We start from the raw sequence: 18,697 nt of genomic DNA, 5'->3' as shown, positions 1-18,697 counted from the left end.
CGTCAGACCAGCCCCGCCTCGCCGTCAGACCAGACCGGCCTCGCCGTCAGACCAGACCGGCCTCGTACGCCATGATCACGGCCTGCACGCGGTCGCGGAGGTCGAGCTTCTGCAGGACCCTGCCGACGTGCGTCTTGACCGTCGACTCCGTGACGAACAGCCGCTCGCCGATCTCTGCGTTGTTGAGTCCCTTCGCGATGGCGAGGAACACCTCCCGCTCGCGCTCCGTGAGAGCGCCGACGCGCTGATCGATGTCGCCCGCCTGCCGCGGCAGCCGTGTCGCGAACAGGTCCAGCATCGCCCTCGTCACGCGGGGGGAGACGAGGGCGTCACCGGCGGCGATCGAGCGGATCGCCGCGGTCAGCGTCGCCGGGGGCGTGTTCTTCAGCAGGAATCCGCTGGCCCCCGCGCGCAGACTGCCGAACGCGTACTCGTCGAGGTCGAAGGTCGTGAGCACGAGGACCCTGGTCGACGGCGCGGTCCTGACGATACGCCTGGTCGCCTCGATGCCGTCCATCTCCGGCATCCTGATGTCCATGAGGACCACATCGGGGGCGAGCTGCTCCGTCTGATGCACGGCGTCCGTCCCCGACACGGCCTCGCCGACGACATCCAGATCGTCCTCGGCGTCGAGGACCATCCTCATGCCGCGCCTGATCAGCTCGTGGTCGTCGACGATCAGCACCCGTATCCGTTCGCCGCTCATCGCTGCGCCTCCTGTTCCGGCATCTCCACGTGCACGCGCCACCCTCCGCCCTCGATCGGACCGGCATCCGCTGTTCCCCCGTAGAGGCGGACCCGCTCTCGGATGCCGACGAGCCCGCGCCCGGAGCCGACCGACTCCGCCGGAGGGCCGGCCCTCCCGTCGTCCACGACGTCGACGACGACCGCGCCCTCCCTGAAGTCGAGGGTCACGGACACCGTACGGGGCTCGGAGGCGTAGCGGAGGACGTTCGTGAGCGCCTCCTGGACGATCCGGAACACCGCGTTCTGGAGCGCAGGGGATGCCGGCGGCTCGCCGTGCGTGCGCGTCACGACGGGCAGTCCGGCGGTGCGGAAGGTCTCGATCAGCGCGGCGAGGTCGCCGACGCCAGGGTTGGGCTGCAGCGGCGACCGCTCCTCGCCGTCGGTGCCCTCGTCGCCCAGCGCGCCGAGCAGCTGTCGCATCTCGAGGAGGGACTGCCGCCCCACCGCGCCGATCTCCTGCACGGCGCTCCGCGCGCGGCCGGGGTCCTTCTCCGCCAGCGCGGCGGCGCCGTCGGCGAGCGAGACCATGACCGACACGCTGTGGGCGACGACGTCGTGGATCTCCCTCGTGATCCTCGCGCGCTCGGCCAGGGTCGCCAGCCGCGCCTGCTGATCCCGCTCCCGCGCCAGCTGGTTGGCACGGTCGAGGATCGCCCCGATGTAGCGGCGCCGGTCGCCCACCGTCACCCCGAGCAGCGCGGAGACGAGCAGCACGACGAGGAGCAGCAGCCCGGTCGGCGCCGAGGAGAGGGGGCTCTCCTGACGCCCCCGGAGCGCGGCATCGATCGCGGGAAAGAGGATGCAGCCGGCGAGCGCCGCGATGCCGAAGCCGATCCATCCGCTGCGGTTGGACCGGTAGACGAACACCGCGTACAGGGCGATGGCGATGCCGAACGGCTCGGCGGGTGCATCCACGACGAGGCACAGGGCCGCGACCGCCCCGAAGACCGCGAACGTGACCCACGGGCGGCGTCTCCGCACGAGGAGGGATGCCGCCGCCACGATGCCGCCGACCAGCGGCACGAGGATCGGGCCGAGCGGCGACCACACCCCAGAGGAGAGCGGGGTGACGGTCGCCCAGAGCATGGCGAAGAGAAGGTAGACGCCGGCGAGCACGGCATCGACGAGGAGCGGGTGTCCGCTCCAGAACCGGCGGACGGCGCCGGGCGGCCGGGGCAGCTCGTCCTCGCGGACCGGCGCCTGCGGGGAGACGGGAGACTCGGCCATGGGACGACTCTACGCACCGCGCCCCTCACGCGGACGCCGCGAACGCCTCGGCGCGCGCCGCCCCGCGGAGTGCTCCGTCGTGGGCGCCTTTTCCCTCCCGACTCGCAGAGGCCGAGAGGAGGCTCCGCTGCGTGTGCGCCGTCGAGACTCCGAGGATCATGAGCCACCCCATCCCGACCGTGGTCGCGACGAGCTCCAGCATGCTGCCGATGTCGGTGCGGTACTGCAGGAGGGAGAGGATCCCACCCGCCGCAGCGATGAGAGCGGTGGCGATCCCCGAGCCCAGCGAGAGCGCACGCAGCACCGGTCGGCCCTGCACGAAAGACGCCTGGAGCATCGCCACCGCGGCCAGGGCGAAGGCGAGCACCGCGACGCTGGTGTGGATCAGGTCCTGCCAGGTGAACGTGGGCCCGACGGGCAGCGGGCATCCCGAGGTGCAGGGCACCTGAGAGGCCACGAGGAACAGCGACGAAGACAGCGCGACGGAGAGCGACGGCGTGCCGATGCTCAGGATCGGAACAGCCGCGCGGAGGCCGCGTGCCGCCCACGCGACGGAGAATCCTCCTGCGACGAGCAGCAGCAGCGCCATCTCGAACCACCCCGCGGTCGGCTCGCCGTCGGCTCCCAATCCGCTCACGTACAGCGTGCGATCGGTGCTCAGTCGCGCGATCCAGATGATCGTCAGGGCGATGCCGACCAGGACGCTTCCCGCGAGTGCGGCGACGGCTCTGAGGGGGACTCCTGGTGCGGTGGGGCTGTGGGGATTCGTGGGCATGATTCGACCGTAGATTTCGGGGTCGACCCGCCGCGTCGCACCGGAGTGCCCTTTCGTGGACGGTGTCGTACCTGGGTACGACACCGCCCACGCGGCCGCGTCATCCGAACGAGATCACCCACCACGGCACCGACCCGACCTCGATGCGGCGCAGGGATCCGTCGGCGTCGAGCACGCGGAGCGTGTCGGGCTGCCAGGCATCCGGATCGGCGGCGATGACCGCCGTCGTCCCCGACGGACCGGCGATCGCCCTCATCGCGTCGGCCCCCATCTCGACCGTGTCGACGAGCTCCCCCGTGGCGACGGACACGCTGCTCAGCAGCATCCGCTCGGCGTTGACCGACTCGCGGTGCTGCACGAGCACGTATCCCGAGGCGAACCCCGCGGGCGATGACAGCGCACCGCCCGCTGATGCCTGCGCGCTCGCGGCCTCGAGCAGAGCCTCGATGTCGTCCTGGTCGATGTCGCTGAAGTCGCCCTCCAGGAACTGCCCGGTCGCGAGCATGACCCCGAGTCGGGTCTGCGCGCCGGTGAGCGGGATGATCTCGGCGTCGACGAGTTCCGTGTGGCGGATGAGTGCACCGTCCGGCGACGTGATCACCAGGGCGTCCCGACTCACGGCCTCGGCCACCGTCTCGATCTCCACGGTCGTGCCGTCCGTCGCCATCGCCGTGTCGGCGAGCCTGGTGAGGGCGGAGGTGTCCAGGAAGGCCGAGGCGCTGAGCGTGCCCTGCCAGCGCCTCGCGACGGCTGCCTCCGCCGGTGACGCCACGAGGGCGCCGACGGGGATCTGCACGACCGCGCCGGTTCCGGTGAGCGCCACGACCGCGTTCGTCTCGACGTCGTAGCCGTACGCGGATGCCGAGAACACCGCATCCGCCCCGATGCCGTCGATGCCGTGCCCCTCGGCGCGGATCGCACCGGTCGCGGCATCCAGGATCACGAGTCCCTCATCGGTGGCGACGTAGACGAGCGACGAGTCACCGGCGAGCGCCGCGGCCTCGCTGCCGAGTTCCTCGTTCAGGCGCTGGTCCCAGAGCGTCACGCCGTCGGACAGCCGGATCGCCGTCGCCCGGGTCTGGAACATCGGCTCGCCGATACCGGGACGGGAGTCGTCGGCGTAGACGAGGAGCGCCACGTCCTGCTCGTCGATGCTGATCGCCGCGGCGCCGGGGAGGATCTCCACGTCGCGCGACGACGGGCTGAACAGCGACGTCGCGATGAAGATCAGCCCGCCGATGAGCACAGGCGCGAGGAGGAAGCCGAGGAAGCGGAGCCGGAGGCGGCGGCGCACCCGCTTCGGATCGTGGTTCCTCGGCGGCGGCACCGCCGAGGAACCCAGCGGGACGACCGTGCTGCCGTTGAGCACATACCCTCGCGACTCGTTCGTGTTCATGCCGTCAGGATGCCCGTCGCCCTCGGTCTCCCGATCACGGGTTTCGACGCGTCGTCGTGACGGCTCTATAGGCTGGCGGTCATGAGCGCGCCCCTGAAGCTCTCCCCCTCGGCCCCCGCTGCGGAGCCCGCGGAGGGACGGCGCCCGCGCGCACTCGTGATCGCCGAGGCGTGGCGGGAGCTCGGTCCGGGTGTGGCTGCGCTGAGCAACGGCTCGGGGCGTCCGCTCGCCCGCACGTTGAAGCTGATCCTCGATCCGCTGGTGATCCGCCCGGTGCAGAATCCCGGACTCGCCGGGGGGACTCTGACGTCGGATGCCGCGGCCGAGCTGCACGACCGCATCCGGGCCGCCGGCGGCGATCTGACCGCTGCGGCAGCCTGGTTCCTGGAGCTGAAGGCCGCTCGGCGACGACTGCGGATCACCGACGGCAACCCGCAGGAGAAGTACTTCCAGCGCTGCTTCGAGCTGGCCCGCACCTCGGGGCCGCCGTCGGCCGATGCGGATGCCGTCGCCGCAGAGGTCGTGACGGAGATCGCCGAGGCCTCGGGCGACTCGCTGCTCGCTCAGGTGCGGGAGCTGCTCAGAGACGAGACGGCTGCGGCGCGTCTCGGCGAGGAGCTCGGCGACGCATGGTCACGGCGCCCCGGCTCCGGGCCCGCACCAGCGGCGGCGTCGGCGTCGGCGTCGGCGTCGGCGGAGACGGTGGCCGCCGCCCTCGACGCCTGCCCGACCGGGGACGGGTCGGCGCCCCTCTCCGTTCTCGTGGACGGCTCCGCCGGTTCCGCAGCGAGCGCCCGGCTCGCCGACGACGGAACCGCACAGCAGCTCGGGCTGACCCGGCATCCGCTCCCTCCCGCACCCCGGCTCGGTGAGACGGCGTCCAAGCGCGACCTGCCGCTGCCCTTCGACCGCTCGATCTTCGAGCGCCTCTTCGCCGCGCTCTCTGGCGGCGCGCGCGTGGATCTCGGCATCGACGCGGAAGAGCTGATCGCCGCGGAGATCGTCCGCTCGACGAGCGCCTGGCAGCTCGGCGAGGAGGACAGCAGGGTCGCCATGCTGCTCGGCGCGGAGGCGAGCACCGCCCTCGACGCGGGACGCGCTGCGCAGCCGACCGCGGCCCACCGTCTGCTCGCGGCGCGCTGGCACCGCGAGGCTTACGTGCGCCGGGCGCTGCGGCTCCCCGAGGGGACGAGCGGAGTGCCGGCATCCGTCGTCGACGACATCCGCAGCGTGCGGCGCGGATACCTGCGGCGGCTGTGGGTGCGTCTGCACGGCAGGGAGCTGCGCGAGCAGCCCCTCGATCCGCGGGACGTGTGGGATCTCCTCGACGGCGTGCTGCGCTCGGTCGTGATGGATCAGCGCCAGCGGTTGAAGACGATGATGGTCCGCGGCGCGGACGAGCGGGAAGCGACGGAGGCGGCATGACCCTGCGGATCAGGGTGCAGGGCGATCTCGCGCACCTCTCCTCGACCGACGGAGCGTTCGATCGGGTGCCCTGTCTCACCACGGTGGTCGAGGTCAGGGGCGGGCTGCTGCACGGGGACCCGACCGGGCCCGCCGCCCTTCCGGATGCCGACATCGACGACGTCGACGCGGCGAGCGCCTGGCTCGCAGACGTGTACGGGCCGGAGACCGCGGATGCCGTCATCCGCGGCGTCCACGGTGCGACCATCATCGAACCGGGCGATCAGACGGTCATCGACGCCGTGCTCCGTCTCGCTCGCCTCTCCTGGACGAGGGCGTGGTGGCCGGCCGGAGCTCGGGTGCCCGCCGTCGACCCGGTGCTGCTCGCCGCGGAGATCGCGCTCGCCTCGCACGCCGTGGAGCACCTCCTCGACGACGACCTGGCGACCGAGAGGGCTCTCGCCGACGCCGCGGGCATCGCATCCGCCCTGGCCGCGCTCCCTCCGGCGCTCGCCGCGGAGGGAGAACGGCTCCTCTCTGCGCTGACGGCGCTGTCCGAGGACTACGGCGTGGCCCTCGATCCGGCCGAGGCCACTGCGGCGGACGCCGCGCAGGTCCGTCAGGAGTGGGCGCTCGCCGCGGGTGGAGCGCGGGATGCGTCCGACGGCATCGAGGTCGCCTCCGGTTCGGCGGCGGTGCGGTGGGGCGACGTACCCGCGCAGACGGTCGACGCGGAGGCCGAAGCGCGGTGGACGCTGCGGCAGAGCGCCGGTGTCGCGACGCTGCGGGTGGAGGTGCCCGCCGTCGACGCCCCGTCCTCCGGGCGCACGCTGGCCGCGCGCTTCGGACCGGCAGAGCTCGGCGTCGACGTCGCCCTCCGCCGCGACGGGGCGCTCTTCCGCGGACAGGCCGAGGTTCCGGCATCCGCTCTCTTCCTCCCCGCAGGCGAACGGCTGCTCTGGGTGCGGGACCCCGTACTGAGTCCCGCTGACGCCGATGCGCCCGACTCGGCGGCGGACCGCGAACGACTGCTCTCCGTCGCGGCCGCGCGGATGCTCTCCCCCGACGCCTCCCTCGCCGAGCGAGCCGCAGGGTCGAGCCGATGACCTCCCCCGAGGAGCGCCCGCCGAGCGCCGTGCTCGGCCGCATCCCGGCGACTCCGCGGTGGAAGCCGGGACGCGACAGGAACAACGAGGCGGCGATGATGCTGCACGAGGGGCGCGTGGACGAGGCCGCGGTCGCGCTGCGCGAGGTGGTGGCCCTCACCCGTGTGGCCGACGTCGACGGTGAGGGCCTGGACATGCGCGCCAGGGCGCTGCTGAACCTCGCGGCCGCGCACGAGTTCCGCGGCGATCTGGCCGAGGCGCTGCGCACGGCCGACGAGGGCCTGGCCGCGGCATCCGATGCGCTCGGGCTGATCGGAGACGAACGCGCGACGCGCACCGTGCTGATCAACGGCATGCTGTCGAGGGCGCAGACCCTCACGCAGCTGGACCGTCTCGACGACGCCCTCTCCGGCATCGCGGAGGCCGAGGCCCAGCTGGACGCGGACGACCTCGATCAGCGCGACCTCCTCGCATTCTCCGTGCACAACGCGCGCACCGTGGTGCTGATCACCACCGGCCGTCTGCAGGAGGCGCAGGACGAGGCGCAGCGCGCCCTGTCCGTCGCTCTGCGCGTCGGTCCCGAGCTCTCCGGACACGCGTACGCGAACCTCGGCGTGATCGCTCAGCGCACCGGCGACGACACCGCCGCACGGGAGTACCTGCAGCTCGCGCATCAGGCCCAGGAGCTCTCCGGCGACGCGACGAGCCGCCAGCACGCCGTCGAGAACCTCGCCCGCGTGGCGATGCAGGAGGGAAGGCTCCGTGAGGCGGAGGAGGGCTTCCGTCAGGCCGCCGAGCTCGCCGGACGGGTCGGCCTCACGACACGGCTGGCCGCCAGCAGGACGGGACTCGCCGCTGTGCTGCTGCAGTCGGGGCGGACGGGGGCGGCCGCCAAGGCCCTGCGCGTGCTGCTCGATGAGCTCGACCGGGATGCTGCCGTGCACGAGCGGCTGGAGGCCTACTCGTTCCTCGGCGACGCGGAGTCGGCACGCAATCGGTATCCGGCGGCCGACGACGCCTACCGCGCCGCACGGGAGCTCGCGCGATCACCACACGATCGCGGCAGGATCGACCTGCGACGCGCCGAGATGCACGCCGAGTGGGCGGCGATGTCGATCACCCCGCGCTCGCGCCTCGCCCGGCTGGAGAAGGCGCGCGACCTCGCGATCCCCGTCCTTCTGCTCACCGAGGCGCTGCGCGACGGGTTCGCACCCGGTGGCACCAGGGAGCGCTGGAGCCTGCAGGTCGCCGCACCCGCACGCGAGCTGGCGTTCCGCCTGGCCCGTACGCTCGGCGACTCCGCGCTGCTGTTCGAGCTCGTCGAGAACGCGGCTGCGTCCGTGACGCTGCAGGCGGATGCCGCGGTCGAGGTCACGGCTCCCCTCCCCTTCGAGCGGCCACGGGCCTCCGCCGTCGAGTGGGAGCGCGACGAGCGGGAGCGCGACGAGCTCCCTGCGGCCGCTGCGGGCCTGCTCGGCGGAGAGGGCACGGCATCCTTCCGCTTCGCGCCGCCGCCGCGCGTCGTCGCCGTCCCCGGCGCCGCGCCGGTGCTCGACGCGTGGATCCGGAAGGCGGAGGCCGAGTACGGCGTCCCGCTGCGCTCGGAGGCTGTGGTGCCGGCGTGGTGAGCAACTGGAGACAGCTCCCCGGCCTCGGCGCCCCGCTGCCCCTCGCCCGCACCGAGGGCGCCGCCGTGCTCCTCGATCTGCCAGACGGCGAGCGGCCGAGGGCCCGTCTGCGCTTCGTCGACGGCGACGATCTGTTCGTGAGCTGGGTGTGGGAGCACCAGCGCAGCTCGCCCCGGATGACCCTCATCGCCCGGGATCTCGTCGCGCCGGCGCTCGACCGCCTCGCGCGGGCCCTGCCCTCCCCCCTGCCGGGAGAGAGCGGGGTCGATGCGCTGACCAGGGCACTCGCCCACGGCGACCTCCTGGACCCGGAGCGCGAGCAGGAGCTCGCCGGGATGCTCACCGCCGCGCTGATCCCGCAGTGGCTGGGCGCCGAGCTCGACGCCCTCGAGGAGGCCGGGCTGCGCCCCCACCTGCGGATCCAGTTGTCTCCCTCCACCGCGCAGCTGCCGTGGGAGCTGCTGAGCACCTCCGGTCGTGAGCGCGGCGTCGACATGGCCGATGCGTCCGTCCTGCTGCCCGCCACGCTGCGCAACGATCCGTCCAGATCGGTGTCGCCCTGGTCGCCCTCCTCCCCCGTCGCGGCGGTGCTGGATCCGATGGTCCCCGGCTTCTCCGACACGAGCGAGCTGGGGAGCGTGCTCGGCCCCGTCTCGCCCGACTCCCCGCTGGCGCTCGCCATCGACGCGCTCGGACGGCGGCGGATGCCGCAGGGAGACGCGTTCCGCCGTGCGGACATCGACCGAACCGCGTTGGCGAATGCCCTCGACGGGGCAGGACGGCTCCTCTACGTCGGGCACGTCACCGCGTCGACGCATGCGCTCGACGCCCGCCTCCACCTGTCCGACGGCGCAGACGCCCCCGGTGACACCCCGCCGATCGGGGCGCATCGGCCCTACTCCGCCGCCGAGATCGCCCTGGGCGGCGCAGGGCTCCCGCCGTTGACCGCGCCGAACCGCGTGGCGCTCATCGCGTGCGACTCCGGCACCGACCTGCGCTTCGCCGAGCCGACCGGGCTCGTGGCCGCGTTCCTGCACCGCGGCGCGGAGTACGTGACCGCGACTCGGTGGACCCTGCCCACCGAGGCGGGTCTGCGCCGTCTCGTCCCCGCTCTCGGCGACCGCGCGGAGGGGATGCTGACCGACGCGGTCATCGCCGTGAACGCCGCGCACGAGTCGGACGACCCGATCGGCTCCCTGGCTGCCTGGCAGCGGGAGCAGCGCCGACTGTGGACCTCCACCGGAGACCCGCGTCACTCCCCGATCATGTGGGGCGCCTTCGCGACCGCCTGGGCCCCGGCGCCGGTGCGAGTCTGACGGATCGGCGCAGAGGGCGTCCCTCGCTCATGCGCGACGGCTCCGCATCGCCCGCGTGTGCGCGAGCGAGGGATCCGCGGCGAGGGCTGCGTACTCCTCGGACTCTCGGGGCACGAGGGCGACCCTGCCGTCGGCATCGTGGAGGATGCCCCAGCCGTAGCGCTTGCCCAGCGGCGACGATCTCAGGCAGGGCTGGCCCTTCGAGAAGAACACCGCCCTGGCGTCGTCGTCGTCCGATGCGATGCCGGCGCGGAGCGCGAACGTCTCGAAGATCACGTCGTCCGAGGTGCGTGCGTAGGGCTGTTCGGTGATCAGCCGGTAGTGGAGCGCGGCGATCGTCGGCTTCTCGGTCGTCGGCGGCTCGGTGGCGCCGTCTGCAGGGCAGTCGTCGGCGACCTCGATGAAGGTGCTCCGGTAGTTCGTGGTGTGCTCCATGTCACCATGATCGCGCTCCAAGGAGCATTCCGGTATCTTCGCATTCTTCCCCGATGCGGAGATCATGAAGTCTCCTGCTTCAAATGCCTGGTCCTCGCATGAAATCACGCATCTCCCGCGACGGTTCAGACGTCTTCGCTGAATGCGTCAGCATGTTGACATTCCGAAGATTCTGACAATAGGGTCACGACCGGGGGAAGCAACAAAATACATGAGAAGACCGGAGAAGATTCAATGAAGAAGAAGACGGCAAGCGTCATGGCTGCAATCGCTCTCGCGGCTGGAGCCCTTGTGGCTGTCGGCCCCGCGAACCCTGCGGCGGCGGCGACCTGCAACACCCAGGGCTCCAACAACGCGACGTATTCCCAGTACCAGCGAACCGGCGGGACCTGCTCTCAGGTCCGCGCCTACGTGTCCCGGCTGATCCCGTCCACTGGTCAGATCCAGACCGCGGTCGGATCGTGGCGCTCCAGCGGCTATTCCTCGGCGTCGGCATCCAACGGATACGCCTACAACAGCGGCTTCGACGTTAAGTGGTGACTTTCCGAACAGGAATTCGCATGGCGCTGATCTCCACCCTCCTGATGGGGGTGGGAATCAGCGCCATCGGGTGTTCGTCGACCGAGAATGCCTCACCTGATCGGCTGGATCGGGTGCTCGGCAATTTCACCGGGATCACCCTGTCGGATTTCGAAGAAGGCGTTGTGAAAGACGGAGTCGTCTCGTCGGCGGAGTATGAGGAGGCCTACAACCTCTGGAAGACATGCGTCGAAGACAACGACGTCGGCGTCGTCGTCGAACGAGACGATTTCGGGCTCTTGGTCCCCACCACGTCCATCCCCAAGGAACGACCGGAACAGGAGGCTCTCGACGTCTCCGCCGAGTGCGGTGAAGGCACGTTCGACGTGGTCCGGAACCTCTATGAGGATCAGGTGCTCAACCCGGACTCACGGGACTGGAACGAAGGAGTCGTGGAGTGCCTGATCGACCACGACCTCGTGGACCCGGACTACACGGTCGAGAAGTTCCTGACCGAGGAGCTACCTGCATCGGCGCAGACCGAGGCCGGCACCGCATGCATGAGCAACCCGTTCGGCGTGACGCCCGCCTCATGACCGATGCCGCTTCAGCGAGGCCGCACCGTCGGCGGGACGGATGCGGCTATCGTGACCGGGGGAAAAGTGAGGCTGCGATGAACAAGACCCTTCTGGGCGTGATCGCCGCCGCGCTCGTGTGCGTCGGCGCCGCAGCAGGCGTTCTCGTGGCGACGATGCCCCTTCCCTCCTCGCTCGAGAAACCCGTCGGCATCGATGCGGTCCCTGTCTCCGAGAGGCCCTTCTCGGATGAGCGCTCGATCGGAGTCACGGTCGACTACGGGCCTACGCGTGCGTTCATCGCGCCGCGAGGCGGGATCGTCACCGGCGCCTCGTGCATGAAGGGCGCGGACATCGTCTCGGGGACATCGCCGTTCCATCTCGACGGCGCTCCGGTGATCGCCCTCGCAACGGCTCTTCCGCTCTGGCGGGACATCAGCGTGGGCATGACGGGGCCGGATGTCGGCGCCTTGCGCGATGAGCTCTCCCGCCTCGGTCTCGGCATCGACCCCGGCGATCGGTTCACCGCGGCCACACTCGCCGCGTACCGCGCGCTGATCACCGCGGCCGGGGGCAGCGCGAAGGGCGTCGACGGCGTCTCGTTGAGCAGCATCGCCTGGCTCCCGAGCACCTCCATCCCCGCGTCGGGATGCCCCGTCGCCTTGGGCAGTCAGGTCGGCCAGGGCGGTGTCCTCGCCGACCTCCCCTCTCTGGTTCTGGGCGCCCATGTCACCCCCTTGCCCGACGAGCTCGCTCCGGGGGCACGAACCGTCCGCATCGACGATCAGGACTTCTCGATCGATGAGGACGGCGACTTCGCGGCGTCCGACCTGGATCGGCTCGCGGCCACACCTTCCTACTCGGCCGCCCGCGCCGTATCGGAGAGCGAGAAGGTCAAAGGCACCCTCCGCCTCGCAGAGGCCGTCACCGTCTTCGCGGTGCCTCCGCGAGCGGTCGTCGAGAGCGGCGACGTCTTCTGCGTGATCGATGACGGGGGCGCTGTTCCCGTGACGGTGCTCGCCTCGCAACTGGGCATGACCTTCGTCCGCCCGGTGGCCGCAGGTGTGTCGCTCACGGAGGTCGACCTCGACCCGTCGTCGAAGACGACATGCGACTGACTGCGCGAGGGCTCGGCCACAGGTTCGACGATCAGCCCTTTCTGTTCCGCAACGTGGACCTGGACCTGGAAGCAGGGCGCACCTACGCGGTGACAGGGCCGTCGGGATCGGGCAAGACGACGCTCCTGAGCATCCTCGCCGGGTGGGTCAGACCGACCGAGGGCGAGGTCGACCGAGGCGATGCCTCGACTGTCGGGTGGGTCTTCCAGAACCCGCACGGCGTCTTCCAGCGCACCGCCCTCGACCATGTGTCGCTGCCCTTCATCGCCGCCGGATCCTCGAGAGCGGATGCCGATCGGCATGCGTCAGCCCTTCTCGAGGACTTCGGTCTCGGGCACCGCGCGGAGACCCGTTTCTCCGCGTTGTCGGGCGGAGAGGCGCAGAGGCTTCTGCTCGCCAGAGGCATTGCGGCCGCGCCGGCTCTGCTCCTGGTCGACGAGCCGACGGCGCAGCTCGACCCTCTCACCTCCGCGACTGTCAACGCTGCGCTCGGAGCGGCGGCGGGGCGACGCAGCATCGTCGTGATCGCGACCCACGACGCCGGGACTCGAGACGCATGCACCGACCACATCGACATGGCGACGTTCGCATGAGGCGCGTCGGATCGATGCGCCCGACGGAGGCAGCCCGCGAGGCCGCGCGGAACCTCCGAGCCGGTGTGGGAGCGAGTGCGTGGATCGCGGTCATCCTGATCGCACTCCTCGCCGGCGCCGTGATCCTCCCTCAGCTCGCCCTTCGCGATGCCGACGCGAGGGCGAACGCCTATCAGGCCGCTGGCGCGGCTACGCTCGTGGTGCAGGCGGAAGGGCGCATCGACGGCGAACAGTGCGATGCGTTCGCAGCGCTTCCGAACGTGGTCGCCGCCGGCGCAGTCCGGGAACGAGCGAGCGGAACGAAGCTCACGCTGCTTCCCCGCACCTCGGCACGGTACTTCGAGGCCACGCCCGGGCTCGCCGACGTGCTGGACGCGGATCGCAACGGCGGCGGCCTGCTGCTGTCGAGCGAGGTCTCCGACGCGCTGGGGTGGTCGCCCGGCCAATCGTTGCTGCTCGACGGGACGCAGGCACCCGTCGCTGGTACGTTCCGCTACCCGGACGACGGTCGGCTCCCCGCATTCAGCTTCGCGGTGATCGCAGAGACGATGTCGCAGGGGCGCTTCGACGAATGCTGGATCACGGTGTGGCCGCAGACCGACGCTGTCGAGTCGCTGGCGTCGCTCGCTGTCGTCGAGGGATCGGGCGGAGACGGGGCGGGTTCGGGGCTGAAGCTCGTCTCAGCGAACTCGTCCCTGGGTGCACGCTTCGATGTCGGTCCGTTGGCGGCGGTCTGGACCTACGCTGCCGCCGTCTGCGGCGTTCTGGCCGCCGTCGTGGCGCTGCTGTTCGTACGCGCTCGGCGGCTGGAGCTCGCATCGGCACGTCACGTCGGCGTTCGTCGGAGCGATCAGCTCGCGACGCTGCTGCTGGAGGTCGCGGTCCTGCTCGGGCTCGCGCTGCTCATCGTGTCTCCTGTGGCGCTGTACCTCTCGCTGACAGCGGGAGCGAGCACGACGTCGTCCCTGCACTGGTACGCCCTGCGCGGAGTGTGCGCGGTGCTCGGAGGCGTCGTGCTCGGAACCGTGCTCGGCTGGGCGAGCGTTCGCGAGTCGCATCTCTTCCGCTATTTCAAGGAGAGATGACAGCGACGCCCTCGATGTCCGTCCCCTCGGCGATGATGGAGGGATGAGCGACGCTTCGACAGGCTCAGAGCATCGCGTGCTCGACCGGTTCACCCCCGCGACGCAGGACTGGTTCCGTGGGGCCTTCACCGCGCCCACTCCGGCGCAGGCGGGTGCGTGGGATGCGATCTCCGCGGGCAAGCACGCCCTGGTCGTCGCACCGACGGGCTCTGGCAAGACGCTCTCGGCGTTCCTCTGGGCAATCGACAGCGTGTTCCGCGAGCGCATGGCGTCGGGCGGGGCGGAGCCGAAGAAGGATGCCGCCCGCACCCGCATCCTCTACATCTCGCCGCTGAAGGCGCTGGGCGTCGATGTCGAGCGCAACCTGCGCTCCCCCCTCATCGGCATCGGACAGTCGGCCCGGCGCCTCGGAACGACCTCGCCGTCGGTTACGGTCGGGGTGCGGTCGGGCGACACGACGTCGAGCGACCGGCGCAAGCTCGTCTCCGATCCTCCGGACATCCTCATCACCACCCCGGAGTCGCTGTATCTGATGCTGACCAGTCGCGCCGGGGAGACCCTGCGCGACGTGCACACCGTGATCATCGACGAGGTGCACGCGGTGGCGGCGACCAAGCGCGGCGCGCATCTCGCGGTGAGCCTCGAGCGGCTCGACGCCCTGCGCACGGCCCACGGCGCCGAGCGCCCGGCGCAGCGCATCGGCCTGTCGGCCACGGTGCGGCCGATCGACGAGGTGGCGCGCTTCCTCGGCGGAGCGGCGCCGGTGGAGATCGTCGCGCCTCCCGCGTCCAAGACCTTCGAACTCGCCGTCGTCGTTCCGATGGACGACATGACGAACCCGCCGCCACCCCCGGGGGTCGCCGCCCCCGGCGACGGAGAGCCCGCCGAGTACACGGAGGTCACCGGCTCGATCTGGCCCCATGTCGAGGAGGCGATCGTCGATCGCATCCTCGAGAACAACTCCACGATCGTGTTCGCGAACTCGCGGAGGCTCGCCGAACGGCTCACAGGCCGCCTCAACGAGATCTATTCGGAGCGCAACGGCATCCCGCTCCCAGAGGCGACGATCCCCGCCGCGATGATGGCGCAGGCGGGGGCGACAGCGGGCGCCGACCCCGTGCTCGCGAAGGCCCACCACGGCTCGGTGTCGAAGGAGCAGCGGGCGCAGGTCGAGGAGGAGCTGAAGTCCGGCATCCTGCGCTGCGTCGTCGCGACCAGCAGCCTCGAGCTCGGCATCGACATGGGCGCGGTCGACCTCGTGATCCAGGTCGAGGCGCCGCCCTCCGCCGCCTCCGGCCTCCAGCGCGTCGGACGCGCGGGGCACCAGGTCGGCGAGATCAGCCGCGCCGCTCTCTTCCCCAAGCACCGAGGCGACGTGCTGCACACCGCCATCGTCACGGAGCGGATGCTGGCGGGGCAGATCGAGGCCATCCAGGTGCCGCGCAATCCGCTCGACATCCTGGCCCAGCAGACGGTCGCCGCCAGCGCGCTCGGGGAGATCAGCGTCGAGGAGTGGTTCGAGACGGTCCGCCGCTCGGCCCCCTTCCAGTCGCTCCCCCGCTCGGCGTACGAGGCGACGCTCGATCTGCTGGCGGGGCGCTTCCCGTCCGACGAGTTCGCCGAACTGCGGCCGCGTCTGGTGTGGGACAGGGATGCCGGCACGCTGACCGGCCGTCCCGGTGCGCAGCGCATCGCCGTGACGAGCGGCGGCACGATCCCCGATCGCGGTCTGTTCGGGGTGTTCGTGGCCGGCGAGACCACGGGCGCGAGGGTCGGCGAGCTCGACGAGGAGATGGTCTACGAGTCGCGCGTCGGCGACGTGTTCACGCTCGGCACCACCAGCTGGCGCATCGCCGAGATCACGCACGACCGCGTCAACGTGATCCCCGCGTACGGCCAGCCGGGCAAGGTCCCGTTCTGGCACGGCGACGGCATCGGCCGCCCGTACGAGCTCGGAGAGGCCCTGGGCCGCTTCTCGCGCGAGGTGTCTGCGGCGACGCCCGAGAAGGCGGCGCAGCGCCTGATCGAGGCGGGTCTCGACGAGCAGGCGCGGGCGAACCTCATGGCGCACCTCACCGAGCAGCGAGAGGCCACCGGCACTCTTCCCACCGACAGGACTCTCACCGTCGAGCGCGGACGCGACGAGGTCGGCGACTGGCGCGTCATCCTGCATTCCCCGTACGGCATGAAGGTGCACGCCCCCTGGGCGCTCGCGATCAACGCGCGGGTCCGCGAGCGACTCGGCGTCGAGGGTTCGGCGGTCGCGAGCGACGACGGCATCATCGTGCGCATCCCCGATGCCGAGGCCGAGCCTCCGGGGGCCGACCTCTTCGTGTTCGACCCCGACGAGCTGGAGCATCTGGTCACGGAGGAGGTCGGCGGCTCTGCCCTGTTCGCCTCCCGTTTCCGCGAGTGCGCGGCCCGGGCGCTGCTCATGCCGCGCATGAACCCGAACAAGCGGACGCCGCTGTGGCAGCAGCGCCAGCGCTCGGCGCAGCTGCTCGAGGTGGCGAGGCGGCATCCGACCTTCCCGGTGATCCTGGAGACCCTGCGCGAGGTGCTGCAGGACGTCTACGACCTGCCGTCACTGCGAAAGCTCGCGACCGCGATCGCCGACCGACGCGTCCGGCTCGTCGAGACGCAGCCAGCGCAGCCGTCGCCCTACGCGCGCGATCTGCTGTTCGGGTACGTCGGCGCTTTCATGTACGAGGGCGACTCGCCGCTGGCCGAGCGCAGGGCCGCCGCACTCTCGGTCGACCCCGCCCTGCTCGGCGAGCTGCTGGGGACGGTCGAGCTGCGTGAACTGCTCGATCCCGCGGTGATCGCGCAGTTCGAACGAGAGGCCCAGCGCCTCGACCCCGAGCGCCGAGCTCGGGGGCTCGAGGGCGTCGCCGACCTGCTCAGGATGCTGGGACCACTGGATGCCGCGGAGGTCGCAGAGCGGCTCGAGGAGTCCTCGGATGCCGCGTCCCACCTCGACGCCCTCGTCGCCGCTCGCCGGGCGATCCCCGTGACCGTCGCCGGGATGTCGCGGGTAGCGGCGATCGAGGACGCGGGTCGACTGCGCGACGCCCTCGGGGTCGCGCTCCCGACCGGCATCCCCGTGGCCTTCCTCGAACCGGTGGCCGATCCTCTCGGCGACCTCGTCGCCCGGCACGCCCGCACGCACGGTCCGTTCACGACGGATGCCGTCGCCTCTCGTTTCGGGCTCGGCGCGGCCGTCGCACGCCACACCCTGCAGCGGCTGGAGACCGCCGGGCGCATCACCAGCGGCTACTTCCTGCCGGAGGCCGCAGGCAGCGCCTCCGATCTGGAGTGGTGCGACACCGAGGTGCTGCGGCGTCTGCGGATGCGCTCGCTCGCCGCCATCCGCGGCAGCGTCGAGCCGGTCTCCCCCGAGGCGTACGCGAGGTTCCTCCCCGACTGGCAGCATCTGAAGCGCCCTCTCGACGGCCTCGACGGGGTGCTCAGCGTGATCGAGCAGTTCGCCGGGGTGCCGATCCCCGCGAGCGCGTGGGAGTCGCTGGTGCTCCCTTCGCGCGTGCACGACTACGTTCCCGCGATGCTCGATGAGCTGACGGCCGCCGGCGAGGTCGTCTGGGCCGGCAACGGCACGCTCCCCGGTCGCGACGGCTGGGTGTCGCTGCACCCTGCCGACCTCGCTCCCTTCACGCTCCCCGAGCCCGAGACGGAGCTGGCGACCGGCTCCCTGGAGGCGCAGGTGCTGTCGGCCCTGCACGCCGGGGGCGCCTACTTCGCCGCGCAGCTGAAGGAGATGACCGGCGCCGAGAACGAGCAGTCCGTGCTCGACGCGCTGTGGTCGCTGACCTGGGCGGGACGGGTCACCAACGACACCTTCTCGCCGTTGCGATCGCTGCTCGCCGGCGGCTCGCAGGCGCATAAGGTCACTCGCCGGGCGCCGCGAGCGCGCACCTACCGCGGGGTGTCCCTCACCCGCACCGCCCCGAGGCCGACGTCCATCGGAGGCCGCTGGTCGCTCCTGCCCGCAGTGGAGACGGATGCCGCGCGCCGCGCGACCGTCACGGCGGGGCTCCTCCTCGACAGGTACGGCGTGGTCACCCGCGGCGCCGTGCAGGCCGAGGGCGTGCCCGGCGGCTTCGCTCAGGCGTACCGGGTGCTGGCGGGCTTCGAGGAGGCCGGGCACTGCCGCCGCGGCTACGTCATCGAGAAGCTGGGGGCCGCGCAGTTCGCGGCATCCGCGACCGTCGACCGGCTCCGCACCTTCGCCGGTCTCGCCGACCCTCCGCCGCGTACGGCGGTCACGCTCGCGGCGACCGATCCGGCGAACCCGTACGGCGCCGCACTCGGTTGGCCGCGTCGGGAGGGCGTCTCCCACCGTCCCGGGCGCAAGGCGGGCGGGCTGGTCGTGCTGGTCGACGGAGCGCTCGTGCTGTACCTCGAACGGGGCGGTCGCACGGTGCTGTCGTTCAGCGACGACCTCGATGTGCTGCGGGCGGCCTCGTCCGACCTGGCGGCGACGGCGCGAGCCAGGCGCCTCGACACGCTCACGGTCGAGAAGGTGAACGGCGACGGCGTCTACGGCACCGACTTCGCGCTCGCCCTGCAGGAGGCCGGGTTCGTCGTCACCCCGCGCGGCTACACGCTCCGTAGAGCGATCTGAGCTCCTGCTCCTGACCGTCCGTTCCTGCACGACGTCGGAGCCGACCTGCCGGGGACGGTTTCGGCGATGAGACCTGCCGGGCCGGCCTGCCGGGCACAGCTTCGGAGCCCACGCACAGTTTCGGAGCCGAG

General features: G+C 71.5%; 15 protein-coding genes. 10 read left to right on the top strand and 5 right to left on the bottom strand.

Annotated features, from left to right (window positions below; genetic code table 11):
- Nucleotides 1-46: 46 nt before the first annotated feature.
- The 4 genes from ACFVRO_RS07665 to ACFVRO_RS07650 form a co-directional block, all read right to left on the bottom strand.
- On the bottom strand, nucleotides 47-706 hold the full coding sequence (locus ACFVRO_RS07665) for a response regulator (protein ID WP_386951019.1): 660 nt from the start codon (nucleotides 704-706) through the stop codon (nucleotides 47-49).
- Entirely contained in the window at nucleotides 703-1,974 is a 1,272-nt protein-coding gene (locus ACFVRO_RS07660) for a sensor histidine kinase (RefSeq protein ID WP_386951017.1), read from the bottom strand. The genes ACFVRO_RS07665 and ACFVRO_RS07660 overlap by 4 nt, the downstream gene beginning before the upstream one ends.
- A 25-nt stretch (nucleotides 1,975-1,999) precedes the next feature.
- Nucleotides 2,000-2,749, bottom strand: a complete 750-nt coding sequence (locus ACFVRO_RS07655; protein ID WP_386951015.1) for a DUF998 domain-containing protein — start codon at nucleotides 2,747-2,749, stop codon at nucleotides 2,000-2,002.
- Between the two features lie 100 nt (nucleotides 2,750-2,849).
- Nucleotides 2,850-4,145 carry a PA2928 family protein gene (locus ACFVRO_RS07650; RefSeq protein WP_386951012.1) on the bottom strand — a complete coding sequence of 432 codons (1,296 nt, stop codon included), beginning with the start codon at nucleotides 4,143-4,145 and terminating at the stop codon, nucleotides 2,850-2,852.
- A gap of 81 nt (nucleotides 4,146-4,226) precedes the next feature.
- On the opposite strand from ACFVRO_RS07650, the gene ACFVRO_RS07645 reads away from it, so the two are divergent.
- Genes ACFVRO_RS07645 through ACFVRO_RS07630 form a run of 4 tightly spaced genes read left to right on the top strand, consistent with a single transcriptional unit; the run spans nucleotide 4,227 to nucleotide 9,599 of the window.
- Nucleotides 4,227-5,570 (top strand): hypothetical protein, encoded by a 1,344-nt coding sequence (locus tag ACFVRO_RS07645; RefSeq protein ID WP_386951009.1) that lies wholly within the window; start codon nucleotides 4,227-4,229, stop codon nucleotides 5,568-5,570.
- Nucleotides 5,567-6,655: a hypothetical protein gene (locus tag ACFVRO_RS07640; RefSeq protein ID WP_386951007.1), complete on the top strand. Its 1,089-nt coding sequence runs from the start codon at nucleotides 5,567-5,569 to the stop codon at nucleotides 6,653-6,655. The genes ACFVRO_RS07645 and ACFVRO_RS07640 overlap by 4 nt, the downstream gene beginning before the upstream one ends.
- Nucleotides 6,652-8,283: a hypothetical protein gene (locus tag ACFVRO_RS07635; protein WP_386951005.1), complete on the top strand. Its 1,632-nt coding sequence runs from the start codon at nucleotides 6,652-6,654 to the stop codon at nucleotides 8,281-8,283. The genes ACFVRO_RS07640 and ACFVRO_RS07635 overlap by 4 nt, the downstream gene beginning before the upstream one ends.
- A complete protein-coding gene (locus ACFVRO_RS07630; protein ID WP_386951003.1) occupies nucleotides 8,280-9,599 on the top strand; it encodes a CHAT domain-containing protein in 1,320 nt (439 codons plus the stop codon). Before ACFVRO_RS07635 ends, ACFVRO_RS07630 begins: the two co-directional genes overlap by 4 nt.
- A 27-nt stretch (nucleotides 9,600-9,626) precedes the next feature.
- On the opposite strand, the gene ACFVRO_RS07625 is transcribed toward ACFVRO_RS07630, so the two are convergent.
- Entirely contained in the window at nucleotides 9,627-10,034 is a 408-nt protein-coding gene (locus ACFVRO_RS07625; protein WP_386951001.1) for a DUF6157 family protein, read from the bottom strand.
- A gap of 258 nt (nucleotides 10,035-10,292) precedes the next feature.
- On the opposite strand from ACFVRO_RS07625, the gene ACFVRO_RS07620 reads away from it, so the two are divergent.
- The 6 genes from ACFVRO_RS07620 to ACFVRO_RS07595 all read left to right on the top strand — a co-directional run bounded on the left by ACFVRO_RS07620 (nucleotide 10,293) and on the right by ACFVRO_RS07595 (nucleotide 18,566).
- The gene (locus ACFVRO_RS07620; RefSeq protein WP_386950999.1) at nucleotides 10,293-10,574 is read left to right on the top strand and encodes a hypothetical protein; all 282 of its coding nucleotides are present in this window, start codon (nucleotides 10,293-10,295) and stop codon (nucleotides 10,572-10,574) included.
- Between the two features lie 20 nt (nucleotides 10,575-10,594).
- Nucleotides 10,595-11,149: a hypothetical protein gene (locus ACFVRO_RS07615; RefSeq protein WP_386950997.1), complete on the top strand. Its 555-nt coding sequence runs from the start codon at nucleotides 10,595-10,597 to the stop codon at nucleotides 11,147-11,149.
- Between the two features lie 77 nt (nucleotides 11,150-11,226).
- Entirely contained in the window at nucleotides 11,227-12,246 is a 1,020-nt protein-coding gene (locus tag ACFVRO_RS07610) for a hypothetical protein (RefSeq protein WP_386950994.1), read from the top strand.
- A complete protein-coding gene (locus tag ACFVRO_RS07605) occupies nucleotides 12,237-12,839 on the top strand; it encodes an ATP-binding cassette domain-containing protein (RefSeq protein WP_386950992.1) in 603 nt (200 codons plus the stop codon). The genes ACFVRO_RS07610 and ACFVRO_RS07605 overlap by 10 nt, the downstream gene beginning before the upstream one ends.
- Nucleotides 12,840-12,853: 14 nt before the next feature.
- Nucleotides 12,854-13,924, top strand: a complete 1,071-nt coding sequence (locus ACFVRO_RS07600; protein WP_386950989.1) for a hypothetical protein — start codon at nucleotides 12,854-12,856, stop codon at nucleotides 13,922-13,924.
- A 43-nt stretch (nucleotides 13,925-13,967) separates the two neighbouring features.
- Nucleotides 13,968-18,566, top strand: a complete 4,599-nt coding sequence (locus ACFVRO_RS07595; protein WP_386950987.1) for an ATP-dependent helicase — start codon at nucleotides 13,968-13,970, stop codon at nucleotides 18,564-18,566.
- Nucleotides 18,567-18,697 lie beyond the last annotated feature (131 nt).

This window comes from Microbacterium sp. NPDC057944 (assembly GCF_042887445.1).
GTDB classification, from domain to species: Bacteria; Actinomycetota; Actinomycetes; order Actinomycetales; family Microbacteriaceae; genus Microbacterium; species Microbacterium natoriense.
Note: the sequence above shows the minus strand (reverse complement) of the source record. Positions and strands in the feature narration are given on the sequence as shown.